21 protein-coding genes are annotated in these 18743 nt (G+C 39.6%); 20 read left to right on the top strand and 1 reads right to left on the bottom strand.

All coding sequences use genetic code 11. The annotated features are described in order from the left end of the window. Window positions 1–475: 475 nt before the first annotated feature. Window positions 476–715: a hypothetical protein gene (locus KA713_01365; protein UXE67283.1), complete on the bottom strand. Its 240-nt coding sequence runs from the start codon at window positions 713–715 to the stop codon at window positions 476–478. A 696-nt stretch (window positions 716–1411) separates the two neighbouring features. On the opposite strand from KA713_01365, the gene KA713_01360 reads away from it, so the two are divergent. The 20 genes from KA713_01360 (at window position 1412) to KA713_01265 (ending at window position 18706) form a co-directional block, all read left to right on the top strand. Continuing rightward, entirely contained in the window at window positions 1412–1819 is a 408-nt protein-coding gene (locus KA713_01360) for an energy transducer TonB (protein UXE67282.1), read from the top strand. Window positions 1820–1852: 33 nt separating this feature from the next. Continuing rightward, window positions 1853–2362 carry a hypothetical protein gene (locus KA713_01355; protein ID UXE67281.1) on the top strand — a complete coding sequence of 170 codons (510 nt, stop codon included), beginning with the start codon at window positions 1853–1855 and terminating at the stop codon, window positions 2360–2362. A 491-nt stretch (window positions 2363–2853) separates the two neighbouring features. Continuing rightward, on the top strand, window positions 2854–3447 hold the full coding sequence (locus KA713_01350) for a hypothetical protein (GenBank protein ID UXE67280.1): 594 nt from the start codon (window positions 2854–2856) through the stop codon (window positions 3445–3447). 261 nt (window positions 3448–3708) lie between these two features. Continuing rightward, entirely contained in the window at window positions 3709–4221 is a 513-nt protein-coding gene (locus KA713_01345; GenBank protein ID UXE67279.1) for a hypothetical protein, read from the top strand. 227 nt (window positions 4222–4448) lie between these two features. After that, window positions 4449–4874 carry a hypothetical protein gene (locus KA713_01340; protein ID UXE67278.1) on the top strand — a complete coding sequence of 142 codons (426 nt, stop codon included), beginning with the start codon at window positions 4449–4451 and terminating at the stop codon, window positions 4872–4874. A gap of 310 nt (window positions 4875–5184) precedes the next feature. Continuing rightward, a complete protein-coding gene (locus tag KA713_01335) occupies window positions 5185–5688 on the top strand; it encodes a hypothetical protein (GenBank protein ID UXE67277.1) in 504 nt (167 codons plus the stop codon). A gap of 178 nt (window positions 5689–5866) precedes the next feature. Then, window positions 5867–6526, top strand: coding sequence for a hypothetical protein (locus KA713_01330; protein UXE67276.1), 660 nt, complete (start codon window positions 5867–5869; stop codon window positions 6524–6526). Window positions 6527–6788: 262 nt separating this feature from the next. Then, on the top strand, window positions 6789–7268 hold the full coding sequence (locus KA713_01325) for a hypothetical protein (protein UXE67275.1): 480 nt from the start codon (window positions 6789–6791) through the stop codon (window positions 7266–7268). 177 nt (window positions 7269–7445) lie between these two features. Then, window positions 7446–7823 carry a hypothetical protein gene (locus tag KA713_01320; GenBank protein ID UXE67274.1) on the top strand — a complete coding sequence of 126 codons (378 nt, stop codon included), beginning with the start codon at window positions 7446–7448 and terminating at the stop codon, window positions 7821–7823. A gap of 644 nt (window positions 7824–8467) precedes the next feature. Continuing rightward, window positions 8468–10129 (top strand): AAA family ATPase, encoded by a 1662-nt coding sequence (locus KA713_01315; GenBank protein ID UXE67273.1) that lies wholly within the window; start codon window positions 8468–8470, stop codon window positions 10127–10129. A gap of 181 nt (window positions 10130–10310) precedes the next feature. Next, window positions 10311–10874, top strand: coding sequence for a hypothetical protein (locus KA713_01310; GenBank protein UXE67272.1), 564 nt, complete (start codon window positions 10311–10313; stop codon window positions 10872–10874). Between the two features lie 1139 nt (window positions 10875–12013). Further along, window positions 12014–12757, top strand: a complete 744-nt coding sequence (locus KA713_01305; protein ID UXE67271.1) for a hypothetical protein — start codon at window positions 12014–12016, stop codon at window positions 12755–12757. Between the two features lie 168 nt (window positions 12758–12925). Further along, a complete protein-coding gene (locus KA713_01300) occupies window positions 12926–13255 on the top strand; it encodes a hypothetical protein (GenBank protein ID UXE67270.1) in 330 nt (109 codons plus the stop codon). A gap of 161 nt (window positions 13256–13416) precedes the next feature. Further along, on the top strand, window positions 13417–13971 hold the full coding sequence (locus KA713_01295) for a DUF3096 domain-containing protein (GenBank protein ID UXE67269.1): 555 nt from the start codon (window positions 13417–13419) through the stop codon (window positions 13969–13971). A gap of 191 nt (window positions 13972–14162) precedes the next feature. Further along, window positions 14163–14597, top strand: coding sequence for a hypothetical protein (locus KA713_01290; GenBank protein ID UXE67268.1), 435 nt, complete (start codon window positions 14163–14165; stop codon window positions 14595–14597). A gap of 182 nt (window positions 14598–14779) precedes the next feature. Continuing rightward, window positions 14780–15358, top strand: coding sequence for an RDD family protein (locus KA713_01285; protein ID UXE67267.1), 579 nt, complete (start codon window positions 14780–14782; stop codon window positions 15356–15358). Between the two features lie 179 nt (window positions 15359–15537). After that, on the top strand, window positions 15538–16395 hold the full coding sequence (locus KA713_01280; GenBank protein ID UXE67266.1) for a hypothetical protein: 858 nt from the start codon (window positions 15538–15540) through the stop codon (window positions 16393–16395). Between the two features lie 132 nt (window positions 16396–16527). Next, window positions 16528–17145, top strand: coding sequence for a hypothetical protein (locus KA713_01275; GenBank protein ID UXE67265.1), 618 nt, complete (start codon window positions 16528–16530; stop codon window positions 17143–17145). A 161-nt stretch (window positions 17146–17306) separates the two neighbouring features. Next, entirely contained in the window at window positions 17307–17720 is a 414-nt protein-coding gene (locus KA713_01270) for a hypothetical protein (protein ID UXE67264.1), read from the top strand. Window positions 17721–17926: 206 nt separating this feature from the next. Continuing rightward, window positions 17927–18706, top strand: coding sequence for an alpha/beta hydrolase (locus KA713_01265; GenBank protein ID UXE67263.1), 780 nt, complete (start codon window positions 17927–17929; stop codon window positions 18704–18706). Window positions 18707–18743 lie beyond the last annotated feature (37 nt).

The following is an 18743-nucleotide window of genomic DNA, read 5'->3' as shown; positions in this document are numbered from 1 at the left end:
GGATGCTTTTTGGTCGGACTGATTGTTCCCATTGTCGCGACATTTCTTTCTGCTCGTGGACTTGCTTACAATTTCGGACCAGGCGACCCAAAATGTGTGACTGGAGCAGCCGTGTTTATCTTCTTCGGGTACCTAATAAACTTAATTGGTGTACCTATTGCTGGGATAGTTTTATTTCCACCAAAACGGTTGACAAAGAAATTGGAGTAAGGCCAAAACGAACCGCCAACAAAAGCTTATTGCAAGCGGGCGGGACTGTGCGTCATTGAAGTGTGTAGTTCTTTATTTATCTTTATCACGTTGGAAAGGGCGCTGGTTTTAATTGCCCGCCAGCAATAAGCTAAACGTTATGGCCAATTTGCGGGACGAGTGTGCATCCGAAATTTCGGTGACGACAAATTAGTAGGCGACTGACTTCTGCTCCCTGACAATTCTTCAACAACGATGACTTTGCTTCAAACGGCTGACGGAAAATTTAAAAAATCAAAGACGCCTTTTTCAACTCTTTTCTTGCGGACACTTTTGCTCGTTGACGAACCGCCTCGGGAACATTTGCAATCGGGCGACCTGTTCGCGCGCGACAATTCTTAACGACATTTTCTGGCGGACGACCAAACTTTTTCACTGGACGATTTGCTCGCGAGACTTCTCGGTAGACAATGTTTTCTTTTGCACGGTCGACTTTAAAGCCAAAGCTCGGTTGCAAACTGGCCATAACACAGGCTTGCAGAAAAGCGGGCGGATTGTGCGTTAGGAAAGTTCAGCGCGTTTCATTTATTTTATCTCGTGGGAGAAGGCGCAGGTTTTTAATTGCCCGCCTTCTGCAAGCCTAAACGTTATGGCCAATTTGCGGGACGAGTGTGCATCCGAAATTTCGGTGACGGCAAATTAGTAGACGACTGGTTTCTGCTCGCTGACAATTCATCAACTTTCCGCGGACTTTGCTTGAAACAACAGATGGGAAATTTAAAAAATCAAAGCCGCACTTGTTTAAACTTTTTCCCTTGTGGACAATTTTTTGCTCGTTAACGACTCGCCTCGGAAACATTTGCAATCAGAGGACTTTTCGCACGACAACTATTGACAACATTTTCTGGCGGACGACCAAAACTCTTGCGCTGGACGACTTGCTCGCGAGACTTCTCGGTTGACATTTCTTCTTTTGCACGGTCGACATTAAAACCCTATGCTCGGTTGCAAACTGGCCATAACACTAGCTTGCAGAAAAGCGGGCGGAGTGTGCGTTAGGAAAGTTCAGTGCGTTTCATTTGTTTTATCACGTGGGAGAAAGCGCAGGTTTTTGATTGCCCGCCTTCTGCAAGCCAAGCCGTTGCGTGCAATACTGGGGCTTCGGAAAAAGTGAGCAATCAATTACAAAGATAAACTTCATATCAATATTAAAACCTATACCATGACACAGAAACATCTTATTTTTACAATTGGACTCTTTATACTTTCAATTGGGGCAATAAAGGCTCAAGATAGTTTGCCAATAAATTTGGACTCAGTTTATTCAAGGGTTGATGTCCTTCCAGAATTTCCGGGAGGAATGAAAGCACTTGGAAAATATGTGGACGGAAAAAATCATTATTACCCTGAACAAGCAAGAAAAAATAAAATTGAGGGTAAGGTAATTATTCAATTCATTGTCAATGCTGACGGAACGTCAAGTGATTTTAAAGTAATTAAAGGGATAGGTTATGGTTGTGATGAAGCGGCTGTTGAAGCATTCAAAAAGATGCCTAAATGGAAACCAGCAACAATCAACGGACAACCTGTTAAATTTTTGACACAAATGGCATATCTATATGGGTTATAAATGACCAGACAGAATTGCGTAGATATTAATTTTATGAAATACTCATTAATTAAGAACTATCTGATAATACCAGCAGTATTAATCATTCTATTATCGGGCTGCTCGCATAAAAACATTGCTACGCAACTGCCAACGTTTGAGCATTCTTCTACTGCAAAGCTTTTAATTAACAAGCATTGGTTAGAAGGTGATGTATTGTTAACCGAGCATCCTGATACAACTGTTCGTAATATTACTTTACAATTTCCAGCACCTGAGCGCGATGACATACTTATATTGAGGGAGGATGGAACATATCTCTATGACGAAGGAGCTTCGAGGGATAAACCAAATGATAAAAGGATTTTTTCACATGGTACTTGGCAAGTAGTTGAACAGAATAAGCGCTTGCTGTTGACTGCTAATGGTTCAATTAATACATATGATATATTGGAAATTACCGACAGCACTTTGGTGCTTAAATTGAACATCACACAGCGTTCACGTTCATATGCCTATACGCTATATTTTAACATGATAGAAGGAGACGAGGGTTCTAATTAGGAAAACGTTATTGCATTGGACGGATTCGTCTGACTATACAGCAACTGTAGACTTCAATTGAAAAATAATCAGGTCTTAGTCACAACGCGATTAGGCTTATCGTTCATTAACGTAACGGTCAGACTAAAATCCGTACTGCACGCAACAATGTATTTGCGTCAAGCGGGGTTGACGTATAATCCAACGTTTTCGTATCTTTAATGCGTTCGGTGTCGGGGACACCACACGGCTTCGGAAGCCCCGCTCGAACGCAAATACTTACGTTGTGTGTCATGCCGCTAGACACGCTAACAAGGTTGCCCCTGCTCGCGGACGGGCTCAAACCCAACGCGCCACGGGGCAAGCCGACCCGCAAGGGAGAAGTGGCACATTGCCTTGCCGCACTTGCGACCGCGCGACCAAAGCAAGGCAATAAGCCACGTGTGACGACCAACTGACACATAGCAGACCTATGTGCAATTACTATTTTATATTTGGTTATACTAAATGGCATGTCGGACGGAGAAAAACTTCATAAGATTTTAGAATTTATGTCTAAGGTTCAGACAATTACTATTTACACAGAACCTATTACTATAACTCATGGACGAAAATCAACATATACACATGAGGAATTATTGAATGTTTTTAAGCAAAATTTTTTCAAAAACAAGATAACAGTAGATGAAATAAGTCGACTATGCGCGATCCTTACAATGGACGGACTTGGTAAAGTCATGAAAAAACCTGGATTCGAAAATAGTATTCGCGGGACTATCGGCATAAATATTGACCATGTAAAAGTAAGTGAAGCATACAGAGACAGAAAATATCTTGCCAATGAAAAACCACTATTCATCGACAGTCCTGCGGGTAAATGGATATTAGCAATTTTCGCCATACTAAGTTTTTTTGGATTTGCGACTATTTATGAGATGTGGCTAGGTGGTACAGATGAATCAAAAAGAATACCCACCCAGACAAAAGAAATACAACAAAAAGAGCCTTCAGAAAAGATAACAACTGCCGACTCAACTGATAAAGCAAAGCATCAAAACGACTCATTGAATTTGAAATTAAAGGTTGACAAAAAGGAAAAGAAATGACCTCACGCCACACCAACTTGCAAGCCGCACATTCCACGCTCGACCAAAGCTCGACAAGTCCGTGTGGCTCACATCATGGAGGTTTTGCGGCACGAACACACAACATTATGCTTATGCAATAGCGGGGTGACGTGTTGTTATTTAGTTTTGTTTTCATAACTTCGTTTCGTTTTGTGGGACGGAGCGCAGTTTCAAAATCCCGCTACTGACATAAGCATTTATCGTTGGCGGTAATACCTCGACAGAGAAAACATAGGACAAATGAAATTTATTCTTCGACTTAAACACTGGCAATTATTTTTGTTGACGATTGGAGTACCAATCTTGGCTGACATCTTAGGTGTTTCTGGACACGGACAAACTGGGTACGCTGACGTAATAGTAGGAATGATAACTGTTTCGACAGTGTTTAGCTGGATTTGGACAATTCCAAATGGACTCTATAAGCTATTGCCCGTTGGACACAACTTCCGACTTTGGAGATTTAGAGTTGCATTTCTATTGGCGCTGACACTCTTAATTTTTATTTTCTGGTTAACAGAAAATGAAAATTTTTTGAGTGGTGACGACTTTTTAATCTTAGTATTCACCGGAGTTCCAATCTATTTGGGACTAATGGTTTATTCTGTGTTATTCGCAGCTAAGACACTTAAAACAATTGAATTGGGACGACTTGCAAAGATTAACGAATATGCCGTAGAGGCATTTCTAATATGGATGGTTCCACTTGGAGTTTGGTTCATTCAACCAAGACTCAACGAACTGGCAGATTAGTAAACAGTCAGAGATGGTACTACCGCCAACAAAATGTTTGCGCAATGGTGGGGTGACGTGCAAGCTATAAGTGTTATCTTCGTTCAACGTTTGCCCACGCGGACAGTGGCGGCTTCGAAAGCCCACCACTGCGCAAACACAAACGTTGGGTGCAAGGCGTGGACACCGCTTCGGACAAAGGGAACAATTGGTTTATAGAAACAGATTTACCGACATAAATTAAATGTATGAAAATTGGGCTATTTGTATTTCTGGGACTTTTTTCAATATTGATATCCTGTGACAAGGACAATGATGCAAATGAAAACCAGCTCTTAACATCAAGAGCTTGGGGTAAACCAGAAATTGTACATAATCCTTCGGGTTACTATACACTGACGACTTGCGGTGAATCCTATACATTCACATCTGATGGGCAATATAAAAGAACCAATGACTGTAATAGTATTGTTATCAAAGGTACTTGGACTTGGAATAAAATTGGCAAGGAAATCAAGCTTAAAACGCTCTATAATGACATCCCACAAAAGACATACATCATAACCATATTAGAACTTTCCAACTTGATACTTTACACCAAAGAAAGAGAAGAAGACGAGCCTGTGGAGACAAATAAATATTGGGAATTAAAGTACAGGCCCCGCACAAATTGAATGTGGGCACTGGACATTTCCGTTTGACCGTAACTTATTGGCCGACTTTGACACGTAGACTAATTAACTTGGACGAACGATCGGGGCTCTGTAAAATATAACGGTAGACCGAAACGCCCAGCACCCAACAATGTATTTGCGTCAAGCAGGGTTGACGCGTAATCCAACGTTTTCGTATCTTTATTGCGTTCGGTGTCGGGGATAAGGCGTGGCTTCGGAAGCCCCGCTCGAACGCAAATACTCACGTTACCTGCCATATAGAATGACGCCCAACCAAAACAAAATAGAGGGGGAAATCTCAATCGCGAAAATGGAGAAGATTATAGTGACTCTTCCATCGCTGCCGACTTTTTTTTCACAAAAGCATACTGTCTTAATTCATGGAATGGGCGGACAAACAAAATTATTTTACAGGACTCTGCGAACAGAAAAATCTTTAGATTTATTGTGGACAGACTTTAGCAGCAATTCTTGGTGGACTTTTCTTTTGAGTTTTGTGCCCGGACAATCTGGACTTGTTCAGGTTATTGACCGACATCGTATTGACAGCTTATTTCTGGACATTGGATCCCAATCTACAGCAGGACTCTACTTCGTTCCAAACCACAAGACAAATGAAATTCTCAAAGACGTTGTGCAAAATAGAGATCAAGCTGATATTGCATCAATTTTGACAGGGGAAAACGACTATTTTTTGCTAACAGTAAATTTTGACACAGAATACGAGGTGAACTCTGACAAGTTTTATAGACAATTCATTTATGGCGACAATTTAAATTCAGAAATAAGAGATGTTTTATTAGAGGCTGATTAAATACGGCAGGTAACAATAAGTTTGCGCAAGGCGGGGCGGACGTGTGGCTTGCAAAGTCGGTGGTTATTTAGTTCTTTTATCATGTGGGAGAGAACGCAGGTTTTAACTTCCCGCCCTGCGCAAACTTTAGCGTTGGTGGCCATGTGGCTAAAAAGAGACGACAAATAAAAAAGTAACTATGAGACAATTTATTTTGACAGGATTAGTAACAGTAATTATGACCTTGACTTATGGACAAGATTTAAAAAACGAAGACAAGGAATTAATAAAGACCGAAATACAAAGAATGTTAAAAAGCGACCAAAAGTATCGTTCATTATTATCTTACGGGACATTAAGACAAGAGACAGCTGACAGTATCAAAAGTTTATCAAATGATGAGCAAATGAAATTCATGATGAGTAATAAGAAGAAGTTGGCCAAGAACATATCCGACTCATTATGGACGATGCAAAATAACTTAGACTTGGAAAACATAATAGCTCTTGAAAAAATCGTGACAAAATATGGTTGGCCATCAGACAATAGACTTGGCGACAAAATTTCGGCCGAAGTACTGCTTTTTCATACACCGACAAAAAAGATAGAGTCAATGGAGACACTTTTACTTAAAGAAGTAAAGGAGAAGAGAATGGACCCTAATCAATTTGGTATGTTCGTTGACAACATGAGATTAAAGCATGGAAAGAGTCAGTTATATGGGACAAATATTGAATTTAGTAGAGAACTAATGAAAGAAATGCCTCCTACTGTAGACGATATTGAAACGACAAATAAAGCAAGGAGAGAAATTGGACTTGAGATACTTAAAGAAGGAGAATATAGAACTAAAAAATAAGTTCTTCAGACGAACAAGAGAACGAAAGACGCAGCTAAGAATGAAGTGAGGAGAATGCCACACAGCCACCAACACTATATTTGCGTCAGGCGGGGTTGACGTGTGGTTGAAAGTTTTGTTATCTTTATTGCGTTTCGTGCTGGGGACAAGACGCAGTTTCAAATTCCCGCCCGATCGCAAATATTCCCGTTGGCAGCAATGCCGCCCGACAAATTGTGAGACGACTAATTTTAATGGACGAATAAGTTTTGGGTAAGGCCGCATGACAGAAAAATTAACTGAAGATGACATTAGACTTGTAGAGAATTTAAATCTCTTAAGACTTGATAACATTGCTTATAACGCGACTTTTGCTGTCGGACTCTTTTATTCATTCTTCGTAATACCATTCATACCTTATACCGGTTGGAAAAAGAGACCCGAGACTCCGCCAAAGGACATGGACGAGTATTTCACCCGCCTAATTCCATTTATGATAATAGGGTTACTCGCAGTTGTTCCTCCAATTATCAACTGGATAATTAAGAAAATCGAACTAAGAGACGGGCCAAAAAATATTGTTGAGGGAAAGGTGCTACTTAAGACAAAACTTGTTTTTAAAAGAAAGCTAATAATTTTTATACCTTTCAATATTATAATTTATAGGCGGACTTATCATTTTATGGAATTGAGTACTGGAGACAGAGTTAAAATGCAATTGACGTCACTAGGCCGACTTTTCAAATACAAGAGAATCGACTAGTCGTTTGGTGAGAAATGGCACAGCTGCCAACAATATATTTGCGCCAGGCGGGGTTGACGTGTATTTCAAAGTTTTGTTATCTTTATTCCGTTCGGTGCTGGGGACAGGACGCAGTTTCAAATTCCCGCCCGATCGCAAATATTTACGTTGTGCGTCATTGCCTAAAATCGGACAGACATGTTTGAGAAATTGAAAATTAAAATGTTCGGGGACCAACCGACACCTAATATCACCGACAAGATTTTGGACAGAATAATCGAAAAGGACTACTCTAACGACTTTCATGAAATAAAAAAGAAACTGGAATTAATTGAAAGTGACTCAAAGAAAGGTAAGAACAGATTTGCGGCAGCAGTTCTTAAACTTGCGGACAGAGACTTGACCAAGATTGACTCATTAATAGAAGTGTGTAACAACGACTTTCGGGACGTTATAATGCAGGCCGAGTATCCAAGGACTTACAAGGACGACTTTGACGATATGGACGAGGTTGAAGAAAAGAACGCGTATTTGGACGACTGGACGGATTACTTAAAGTGGTTGAATAAGTACTGAGAGAGGCAACGAACGCACAACAAAATGTTTCTTCAATGGTGCGGTGAGGTGTAGCCCAAAGTTTATATCTTCGTTCAACGTTTTGTGTCGGGGACAGGACGCGGCTTCGAAAGCGCACCACTGAATAAACACAAACGTTGTGCGCCATAGTTTCCGGACTACTTAGACATGAGCTATAAAGATTTACAAAAGGACGACAGAATTTTAGAAATTGTAAAATACCTTTTTGACAAATTTGGTGACGACTGTTTTAAAATCAGAGACTATTGGGACGCAGACTTATGTGCAATAGGACTTTCTGACAACTCGGAAAAGTACCTTTTCTATATTTCGACTTAAAACAAACAAGAGGACCATTACTTTATCTCGTTAGAGAATACGACCTCGGGAGACGACTTCCCATACGAATCGGTCGGGGACTTTGACGAAGTAAAACTGAACGAACTTGAACGACTTTTTAAACAACATTTGAGAATATAAACTACGGACGCACAACAATGTATTTGCGTCAAGCGGGGTTGACGCGTAATCCAAGGTTTTCGTATCTTTATTGCGTTCGGTGTCGGGGACAGCGCGTGGCTTCGGAAGCCCCGCTCGACCGCAAATACTCACGTTATAGCCAATGCTAAAAGACGACACCGACAATGAAAATAGAAAGAATTGTAATCAGAAATTTTAAGAGCGTCAAGCATATTGACATTGCCTGTTCGTCAAAAATAAATGCTTTCATTGGAGAGAATAGTGTCGGTAAGAGCAATATTTTTGACGCAATTAACTGGTCGCTTGGACCCGTTTACCCTTCTTTCAACTCGACACTTCCGCAGGACCATTTTATGGGCGACACTTCTAACGACATAAAAATCACATTGTGTTTTGACGATGGAAAATATTTACAACTTGCCGAAAATTGGATTGACCAAAGACAAAATCAAAAATCAGGGCTAAACTTATCAGCAAATTACATTACAGACATTGAAAGACAAAAATATTGTTCTGCATATCTCGGAGTTGATAGGTCAATTTTAGATTATTCACCTTCAAACAGGTGGTCATTAATGGGACGTATTCTTCTTGACATAAACCAAATGTTTAAGCAACAAGAAGTAGTGAACGAAGAAACTGGAGAAGTTCAAAAAAAGACTGATATTTTTAAGACGGAAATTGAAAAGATAAGGGACGAAATACTGTTTACAGTTGAAGACCAAAATGGAATACAAGTAATGAAGAAATTCATTGAAACTCTTCAAAAGGAAACAGCTAAACAATTAAACCGACCTGAGAATGAACTAAAAGTTGACTTAAATCTTTATGACCCTTGGAATTTTTTCAGGACACTTCAACTCGTAATTTGCGAGAATGATACAAACCTATCCTTTCAGGCTTCCAATCTTGGAATGGGTGTTCAAGCATCAATTTCAATAGCGATATTAAAAGCATATTCACAAATCAAACTTCAAAATAGCACACCATTATTTATAGACGAGCCAGAACTATTTCTTCATCCTCAAGCTCAACGAAATTTTTATAAAGTTCTTTGTGAATTAGCAGAGGCAGGGACACAAATATTCTTTACAACACATTCCCCCGACTTTTTAAATGTCGGTAGATTTAATGAAATATTCATTGTTCGCAAAAACGCAACAGATGGAACGTATGTAAGATGCTCAAAACCTCAGTCATTCGTAGAAGACTTAGCCGTAAGAAAAAACATTGTTTCATCAGACGATGAAATTATGCTTCATTACAAAAATGCCTATGAAGAAACTGGCGACACTCAAAAAGCTAATGAAGCATTTTTTGCTAAAAAAATAATCTTAGTTGAAGGACAAAGCGAAACACTTTTACTTCCATACTTTTTTGAAAAAATCGGCTACGACTATATTGGTAAAGGCATAACCATAGTTCGTTGCGGAGACAAAAGTGAATTAGACCGATTTTACAGACTATACACAGAGTTTGGCATTCCTTGCTTTGTAATTTTTGACGGTGACCACCAACACGTTGGAACAGCTGACGAAGGAGACACAATTCTCAAAAATCAAGCATTACTTTCATTATTTGGTTTAACCGCAGACTTTCCAGATAATTTAGTTCACGAAAAACATCTTGGCTTTTTAGACACATTGAATGAAAACTTAGGAATAGCAACAGCAAAAAAAGGTTTGAAACTCTACAAACACATCAAACAAAATATTTTAACAGCCGACAATGTTCCGAATTGGGTAACACAAATGACAGAAGCGATTGAATTATTGCAAGACAATACACCAAGTGTTTTACTTAAACAACCAGTAGCACAAGTATGACAATAAAACTAAACCGACAGAGAAGCACTGGCTATAACACGGGTTTGGCAAAAGTGGCGGTTCAGTGCTCCGCAGACACATTTGTGGTTAATCAAAGTTTAGTTCTCCGCATCAACATTTGTGGTGAAAATCGCCACCTTCGCCAAGCCCGAAAACGTTGGCAGTAATTGGTTCGGGACACATGAGATACACAACAATAATATTCATAGCGTTTTTAACTTTTTCCTGTGGACAGCGGACACTTACTGACCAACTCGAAAAGGAAAGAATTGAAATTGAAAACAAGATAGCGAACGACAAAAATAAGTTAGTCGTTTTAGTTAAGGTAACGGGACAGACAGACTTAATAAAAGTAATTGAACAAAATTGGCCAGACGACATTGAGACGACTTACAATATTCTGAAAAACCAACGCGGACAGATTATTTACCTTGGAGAGTTTCCGACAAGCGAAAGTGGAGATTGGTCTTTGGGACTAAAACACTACTTCGGAGACAACGGAAAACTAATAGCATTTGAGAAAAGACTCTCTTATTTCAACGTGGACTGTACTGACGGAGCAGTTATTGAAACGATAATTGAACTTTACGACAACGATTTTAAAGTAGCAAAAACTTCAAAAACACAGACGGACAATAATGGAAAAGAATTAAAAGTTAAAGATTGCGAACATGCTTACAACTGGGACATTGATAAACGAGGGACGGTGACAGAGTTGGTTCAATTGAAAAAGATTAGTGTATGAACCAACTACTGCCAACAAAATGTTTGCGCAATGGTGCGTTGACGTGTAGCCCAAAGTTTATATCTTCGTTCCACGTTTTGTGTCGGGGACAGGACGCGGCTTCGAAACCGCACCACTGCGCAAACACAAACGTTATGGCCAATTTGCGGGACGAGTGTGCATCCGAAATTTCGGTGACGACAAATTAGTAGACGACTGACTTTTGCTCGCTGATAATTCATAGACATTGCGCTGACTTTCCTTCAAACGACTGACAGAAGATTTAAAAAATCAAGGAAACGCTTTTTTAAGACGTTTTCCTTGGGGACACTTTTGCTCGTTGACGAACCGTCTCGGGAACATTTGCAATCGGACGACCCATTCTCGCGCGACAACTCTTAACGACACTTTCTGGCGGACGACCAAAAATCTTGCACTGGACGATTTGCTCGCGAGACTTCTCGGTTGACAATGTTTTCTTTTGCACGGTCGACACTAAAACTTTAAGCTCGGTTGCAAACTGGCCATAACACAGGCTTGCAGAAAAGCGGGCGGACTGTGCGTTAGGAAAGTTCAGTGCGTTTCATTTATTTTATCACGTGGGAGAAGGCGAAGGTTTTTAATTGCCCGCCTTCTGCAAGCCTAACCGTTATGGCCAATTTGCGGGACGAGTGCTCCTCCAGAATTTCGGTGCCGCCAAATTAATAGACGACTGACTTCTGCTCGCTAACAATTCATAAACATTACGCGGACTTTTCTTCAAACGACTGACCGGAAATCTAAAAATCAAAGCCGCACTTGTTTAAACTTTTTTCTTTGTGGACTTTTTTTGCTCGTTAACGACCCGACTCCGAAACATTTACAATCGGTCGACCCATTCTCGCGCGACAACTCTTAACGACACTTTCTGGCGGACGACCAAACTCTTTCGCTGGACGAATTGCTCGCGAGACTTCTCGGTGGACGATATTTTCTTTTGCTAGGGCCGATATTAAAACCTAAGCTCGGTTGCAAACTGGCCATAACACTAGCTTGCAGAAAAGCGGGCGGAGTGTGCGTTAGGAAAGTTCAGTGCGTTTCATTTATTTTATCACGTGGGAGAAGGCGTAGGTTTTTAATTGCCCGCCTTCTGCAAGCCTAACCGTTGCCGGCAATTTTTAATGAAGAGACTGCTAACAATTATATTCGTAACGACAACGACTCTTTCACTCGGACAAGAGCAATATCCATTCGAAAAATATCAAAAAATAAAATTCGCAGAGTTTAAGGACTGGAAAGTTTACAAAAGGACTGACAAAATAGATTTCACACTGACGATTCCCAACTTTTTCGCTAATAAAGACTCCCTAACAATTCAACTAACATCTTTCGAAGCTAAGTGGGACAGTTCTTACATAAGAATATTTAGAAACAAAAAACAGATTCAAAAAACATTTGAGCCAATGTTCTTCACGGACATGAATGTACCACATAATTCAATAAGGACTCTGGACGTTAACGGGGACAATCAAACGGATATTAAATTGTTGATTCCTTATATGGGTAACGGACTTGCATCATTGAATGAAAGGGTCATTTACTTATTTCAAAAAGGTGACGGACTTTTTACAAAAATATCCTACATGGACAAAATGGGAGTTCATATGACCGAGCGTGACTTTGACAATGATAACAAATTCGAAATCGTGACAATGACATTAAAAGGACATGAAAACCATAATTACTGGACTTTCAATATATACGATTTTGAGGACGGAGATTTAGTAAGTCAAAATGAAAGATTTGGCTACCCAATAATGATTCAATTCCTCTTTAAGGACAATCACAAAGTGACGGACAAAATATCTCCTCAGAAAATGAAGACGTTCGGAGACAACAAACCTGGAGACTATAGCAAGGAGTGAAAAACTGCCGGCAACAAAATGCTTCTGCAATAGCGCGTTGACGTGTAAGCTATAAGTGTTATCTTCGTTCAACGTTTGGTGTCGGGGACAGGACGCGGCTTCGAAAGCGCGCTACTGCAGAAGCACAAACGTTAGTGGCAATTTAGCCTGCTCCAAAAGTGAGACTCTATGACAAAGAAGTTTATCCATACCGACAAGAAAATAAATGGACAGAAATGCAAAAGCGAATTTCTAATTCCTGACGTGTTTGACGACAAAAGTAGACTGATTGGAATTAAGAGTAAGATGGTTTACGACTTTGGACTGGTAATTTACACCGGAGTTGACCTTGACGAAAATAAGGTACTTGACAAACTTGCTGACGTGACATCTTTAAGTACTGACGAGAAAGATAAATATTCCCAAATCTTGAAAGACTATCTAAGCCAGATAAAGGACTGCAAAATTGGTAAGGTCGTGACTCTGGACGACAACTTTAAATTAATTGAAGAACAATAGAACTGCCACTAACATTATATTTGCGCCAGGCGGGGTTGACGTGTGATTCAAAGTTTTGTTATCTTTATTCCGTTTGGTGCCGGGGACAGGACGCAGTTTCAAATTCCCGCCCGATCGCAAATATTCACGTTGTGTGCAAGCCCTTTTGACAGATAAGTTACATGGACAAGAACGTCACTTACGACAATAACGAGGCGAATCTATCAAATATTGAGATTTTAGATTCTGAAAGAGAACTAAGATTGACTCTTTATCTGACGCTTTATAAACGACTAGAGACATTCTTTGCCAAAAGAAATATAAAGATCACACGGGACACAGAATTAAAAACAATTTTAAGTGCTAAGACTATTCAAACCGACTGGGAAGAATTGAATAGTATTGGGTTGCCAATGCCGATGATGAAAATGCCTAAGTTTCTTAACTACATCGTTGCATTTTACTTGGTTTGTGTTTCTTTATTGGTCTTTACTTTGGTGACAAAGTACTTTCGTTTTATGGTCGTACTTTGGGATCTTCCGATAATTGGAATTATTATCACGTTGACAGGCATACCGATTTCATATTTCATGTTTATTTTCAAAAGGAACAGACTTCCCTGCGACACGGTTGACGAACTTATTGAATACATTATTTCTATACATTGGACAGATTTGATAAAGGACGACAACAGACTTATCAAAGAATTCTTAAGACAAGAAACTAGTTTAAGTTGACGGGCCAGCACACAACAATGTATTTGCGTCAAGCGGGGTTGACGCGTAATCCAACGCTTTCGTATCTTTAGTGCGTTCGTTGCCGGGGACAAGGCGTGGCTTCGGAAGCCCCGCTCGAACGCAAATACTCACGTTGTGGGCAACCGCATCAGACAACTAACGACTAACGAACCAAGGAACTACTTGTTGAGATGGAAAGTATTGAAATAAAGGGAGACTGGATTGGCTATTATACATTTGACAATGGCTATAACGACTGGGACAAAGAACAGAGAATACCATTTCGCCTAACAATTGAAAGAGGCATATATGAGTTTGTTGGACGAATTTTCGAAGAAGCAAAGTTTGGTGGAATTGATGACGACATTGTAATAAAAGGGCGACAAAATGGTAACGAGATTGAATTCACAAAGTACTACACACTAGAACACTACCTAGACGAAAATAATCAGTTGGTTTCCATAGAGAGCGAAAACCCAACCGTTGTACACTACAACGGCAAGTTTGACGACAGCGACAAAAAATTTAAGGGTGAATGGGAAATACCAATGCTTCAAGAGGACGAAGACGGAGTACTTCATGCCGACAATTCCTCTGGCCACTGGGTTATATGGAGAGAGGGATAAATGCGGCAGCCCACAACAATGTATTTGCGTCAAGCGGGGTTGACGCGTAATCCAACGTTTTAGTATCTTTAGTGCGTTCGCTGTCGGGGACAGGACGCGGCTTCGAAAGCCCCGCTCGAACGCAAATACTCACGTTGTGGGCAATATTTTGCGACTGACAGGAGTTTAAAAAAAGATAGAGAATGGAAAACAATTTTACAGAGATAATGTCCAAGCGGACAAATGAAGAGCTTGTAAAAATAGTGACTGTTGACAGAGACGGGTATCAATCAACGGCAATTGAGGCAGCCGAAAAAGAAATAGGAAAAAGGAACATTGACGTTCAAAAAATTGAGGAACTAAAGACTGTTATTACTAAACTCGCGGACGAACAAAAACAAATCGACAGTAAAAAGGTAAACTTGCCAACGAGATTTCTGCATTTTGTTATTGACACATTTGTATGGTTGATATTTATAACAATAATTGGCTTTCTCTTTGACCCTTGGCTGAAAGGTTCTGATCAAAATCTTCTTGGATATTTATTGTTAGCAGTTTCCTATTTCGGTTATTATGTTTTCATGGAAACTAAGTATCAAAAGACAATTGCAAAATTCATCACAAAGACTAAAGTAATAATGACAGACGGTAAAAAGCCAGAGACTGGTGACATAATTAGACGAACAGCTTGTCGACTCATACCGTTTGACCGAGTTTCATATTTTTTCATGGCCAACGGGTTTCACGACCATTTATCAAACACGACAGTAGTAAAAGACTAGAATATTAAGGAGTTGACAGAAAACACTGCCCACAACAATATATTTGCGCCAGGCGGGGTTGACGTGTGATTCAAAGTTTTGTTATCTTTATTCCGTTTGGTGCCGGGGACAGGACGCAGTTTCAAATTCCCGCCCGATCGCAAATATTTACGTTATAAGCCATTTTGACCAGACCGAACATGGGAAGTTGGGGAACAGCAATTCGAGACAGTGATTCGTTTGCAGACGTCTATCACGAGTTTTTTGACAAGTATAACAAAGGCGGCAAGCCTGACGATATCTCGAAAGAAATAATGTCTGACTATGCTGAGCTTTTAAACATCGAGGAAGAGAAAAATGATTTTTGGTTTGCACTTGCTTTAGCTCAATGGGAAACAAAATCACTTGATAACAATGTGCTTTTGACTGTTGAAAATATTATTGAATCAGGTGCTGATTTAATTTTATGGAAAACAAATGGTGTAACTGAGAAAGACCTACAAAAAAGAAAAATTGCCCTTGATAAATTCCTACAAAAACTAAAGTCCGACAGACCAAGGCCAAAGCCCCGTGTAAAGACAAAAGTTAAAAGTGCAATATTTATGGCGGGTGACTGCTTGACTTTCAAGTTGAAAAACGGAAATTATGGAGGTGCTGTTGTAATTGAAGCAGATAAAGATGCTCAAAGTGGTTGCAATCTAATTGCGACAACTAGACTTAATCAAAGAGAAAAACCAGTCCTTGACGATTTTAGAAATGCGGAAGTACTTGTGAAATCATTTGGAGGTTTTTGGTTTGAGGAGACGCAAGTCTACTGGCACATGCCTGACTTTTATTACACACTCTACCTAAATTTAAATGAACTGATAGGTAACTTAGATACTCAATTTGAATATGACAATAGTAATCCTGACGGGAGAGGTTATCTTTTTCGTCCGTCAATCACGACTGGTTGGGACTTCGCGCAGGACATGGACTTGCAACTTGAACATGAGCTTTCTCAATCAAAGCCGACAAAAAAAATATACATCAAACAATTAACTAAAAACGGCTTATAACAATATATTTGCGCCAGGCGGGGTTGACGTGTGGTTCAAAGTTTTGTTATCTTAATTCCATTCGGTGTGTGGGACAGGACGCAGTTCCAAATTCCCGCCCGATCGCAAATATTTACGTTAGCGGCCAGTTTTATGGAGACAGCAATTGTACTTGGACTAATTTACGTAACGACATTAGTGTTGAATTTCGTTAAGAAGGACTGGCCGACAACTTTCAGAACCATTTTGGTACGCGGACACATTGTTTTCGTGGGACTGACTATCATTCAGATAATATTACTCACGACAGGCGGACTGACTTTCAGGGGAATATATTTCGACAGAATTGTTTTCTGGGGATTATTTATCAGCGGTGGACTATTTTTTGCCTTATTTAAAGGAAGAACTATTTTGGCTAAAATTTACTTCGGTACTTACTTGTTCTATCCACTAATCGCAGCGACAACATTTCTCATTGACAGGATAATGTTTGTATTGTTTGCAAGTCCATTTTTGGTTTCATTAATATTACCTGAGACTTACTACAAAGACCACAAGTTTGAATTAAGGAATAATAGCGGACCTATGGCTCCCCGACAAATTATTTTGATTGAAAAGAACTGGCTGACTGAAAAAGAAATTGGAAAAACAGAATACAGGGACGGAGAAATAAAAGGAATAGAAATACTAGGTGCAACGACTGACTCAATTAACGCCAGACTAAACTACGGACGGAGAACGGAATTGGTGACGTTTAAAACCGGCCGCTAACAAAATGTTTCTTCAATGGTGCGGTGACGTGTAAGCTATAAGTTTATATCTTCGTTCCACGTTTAGTGTCGGGGACAGGACGCGGCTTCGCAAGCGCACCACTGAAGAAACACAAACGTTGGCACTCATTTCTGGACAAGGAACAATTACGACAATACTACATGAAGACTAGTTTTACATTGGCTCCACTTCTAACACTGACAATGTTTGCATTCGGACAAAGTAAAGATGACATTATTAAAGAGTATGTTGACTCATTTAACAAGAGGGACATAGAAAAATTTGTAGCTCTTTTTGACGACTCAGCCAAAATAGTAGCATTTCCAGACATGATTAGGGAAAAGTCAAAATCAGAAATAGAAAAAACTCACTTAGACGCATTTAAATCCAAAGAAATGAGCGGAGAAATTACAATTCTGGGAAAGACTGAAATAAATGACATCTATATTGTTGAACAGAGTCTAAGAGGTTTTAAATCCGAGCCTGTCGACCAATACTTAATTTTTAAATTTAGAGGACATAAAATACTCGAAATATATTGCCTACCCAAGAACTTTAGTTGGAAACGATTTTGAGTATTTTAAACTGGGACGGTGAAAGAAACGAGTGCCAACAATGTATTTGCGTCAAGCGGGGTTGACGAGTAATCCAACGTTTTCGTATCTTTAATGCGTTCGGTGTCGGGGACAGCGCGTGGCTTCGGAAGCCCCGCTCGAACGCAAATACTCACGTTGGCAGTAATTGTAACGAGCCGACCGCATTGACATAGGACAAATATTAAATGAAACAAATTTTCTTTATTTTTTCAGTAACTCTACTCCTGACAAGTTGCTTGACAAATAAACCTTCATCAACGTTACATTTAGACACAAAAACATATGACTTCAGGTTGGACAGTTTAGAAATGTTTGACAATTCTCGTAACAGAAAAATACCTGTTGCGTTTTTCCAACCTAAACCTGACAAGAGAATTAAAAATCAGCAAGTTGTTATTTTTAGCCATGGCTACGGACAAAATAAAGGTGGCGACAACTTGTGTTACTCCTACTTGACAGAAAATTTAGCATCAAAAGGGTATTATGTTGTAAGCATTCAACACGAATTGCCGACAGATGAACTTTTGCCAATGGACGGGAATTTGCAAATAACAAGAAGATCAAATTGGGAAAGAGGTGCTGAAAACATTTTGTTTGTGCTAAAAAAAATGAAAGAGATAAAGCCTGATTTAGACTATCAACGCCTAACTTTAATTGGACATTCTAATGGAGCCGATATGACAGTTTTATTTGCTCACAAACATCCAGAGTTGGCATATAAAATTATTTCAATGGACAATAGAAGAATGCCCTTGCCAAGAATTTCTAAACCTAAAGTTTACACATTACGCTCAAACGATTTTCCAGCAGACGAACAAGTTTTACCGACTATTGACGAGCAAATAAAATATGGAATAGTAATTCAACAAACACAAATAAATCATAGCAGCATGGACGATGACGCAACGACAACTGAACGAAAAATAATGAACGACTTTATAGAAAAATATTTGAACGAGAAATAACAACTACTGCCAACATTGTGTTTATGCCAGCTGCGGG

Source organism: Chryseotalea sp. WA131a, assembly GCA_025370075.1.
In the GTDB taxonomy this organism is placed as follows: domain Bacteria; phylum Bacteroidota; class Bacteroidia; order Cytophagales; family Cyclobacteriaceae; genus ELB16-189.
The sequence above is the reverse complement of the archived record's forward strand: the minus strand, read 5'-3'. Positions and strand labels throughout refer to the sequence as shown.

Excerpts from the sequence above, each read along its gene's own strand:
- KA713_01355 (UXE67281.1), top strand. The coding sequence starts at position 1,853 with ATGAAATACTCATTAATTAAGAACTATCTGATAATACCAGCAGTATTA.
- KA713_01360 (UXE67282.1), top strand. The coding sequence starts at position 1,412 with ATGACACAGAAACATCTTATTTTTACAATTGGACTCTTTATACTTTCA.
- KA713_01270 (UXE67264.1), top strand. The coding sequence starts at position 17,307 with ATGAAGACTAGTTTTACATTGGCTCCACTTCTAACACTGACAATGTTT.
- KA713_01305 (UXE67271.1), top strand. The coding sequence starts at position 12,014 with ATGAAGAGACTGCTAACAATTATATTCGTAACGACAACGACTCTTTCA.
- KA713_01275 (UXE67265.1), top strand. The coding sequence starts at position 16,528 with ATGGAGACAGCAATTGTACTTGGACTAATTTACGTAACGACATTAGTG.
- KA713_01310 (UXE67272.1), top strand. The coding sequence starts at position 10,311 with ATGAGATACACAACAATAATATTCATAGCGTTTTTAACTTTTTCCTGT.
- KA713_01290 (UXE67268.1), top strand. The coding sequence starts at position 14,163 with ATGGAAAGTATTGAAATAAAGGGAGACTGGATTGGCTATTATACATTT.
- KA713_01320 (UXE67274.1), top strand. The coding sequence starts at position 7,446 with ATGTTTGAGAAATTGAAAATTAAAATGTTCGGGGACCAACCGACACCT.
- KA713_01285 (UXE67267.1), top strand. The coding sequence starts at position 14,780 with ATGGAAAACAATTTTACAGAGATAATGTCCAAGCGGACAAATGAAGAG.
- KA713_01335 (UXE67277.1), top strand. The coding sequence starts at position 5,185 with ATGGAGAAGATTATAGTGACTCTTCCATCGCTGCCGACTTTTTTTTCA.
- KA713_01315 (UXE67273.1), top strand. The coding sequence starts at position 8,468 with ATGAAAATAGAAAGAATTGTAATCAGAAATTTTAAGAGCGTCAAGCAT.
- KA713_01330 (UXE67276.1), top strand. The coding sequence starts at position 5,867 with ATGAGACAATTTATTTTGACAGGATTAGTAACAGTAATTATGACCTTG.
- KA713_01350 (UXE67280.1), top strand. The coding sequence starts at position 2,854 with ATGTCGGACGGAGAAAAACTTCATAAGATTTTAGAATTTATGTCTAAG.
- KA713_01345 (UXE67279.1), top strand. The coding sequence starts at position 3,709 with ATGAAATTTATTCTTCGACTTAAACACTGGCAATTATTTTTGTTGACG.
- KA713_01295 (UXE67269.1), top strand. The coding sequence starts at position 13,417 with ATGGACAAGAACGTCACTTACGACAATAACGAGGCGAATCTATCAAAT.
- KA713_01325 (UXE67275.1), top strand. The coding sequence starts at position 6,789 with ATGACAGAAAAATTAACTGAAGATGACATTAGACTTGTAGAGAATTTA.
- KA713_01365 (UXE67283.1), bottom strand. The coding sequence starts at position 715 with ATGGCCAGTTTGCAACCGAGCTTTGGCTTTAAAGTCGACCGTGCAAAA.
- KA713_01280 (UXE67266.1), top strand. The coding sequence starts at position 15,538 with ATGGGAAGTTGGGGAACAGCAATTCGAGACAGTGATTCGTTTGCAGAC.
- KA713_01265 (UXE67263.1), top strand. The coding sequence starts at position 17,927 with ATGAAACAAATTTTCTTTATTTTTTCAGTAACTCTACTCCTGACAAGT.
- KA713_01300 (UXE67270.1), top strand. The coding sequence starts at position 12,926 with ATGACAAAGAAGTTTATCCATACCGACAAGAAAATAAATGGACAGAAA.
- KA713_01340 (UXE67278.1), top strand. The coding sequence starts at position 4,449 with ATGAAAATTGGGCTATTTGTATTTCTGGGACTTTTTTCAATATTGATA.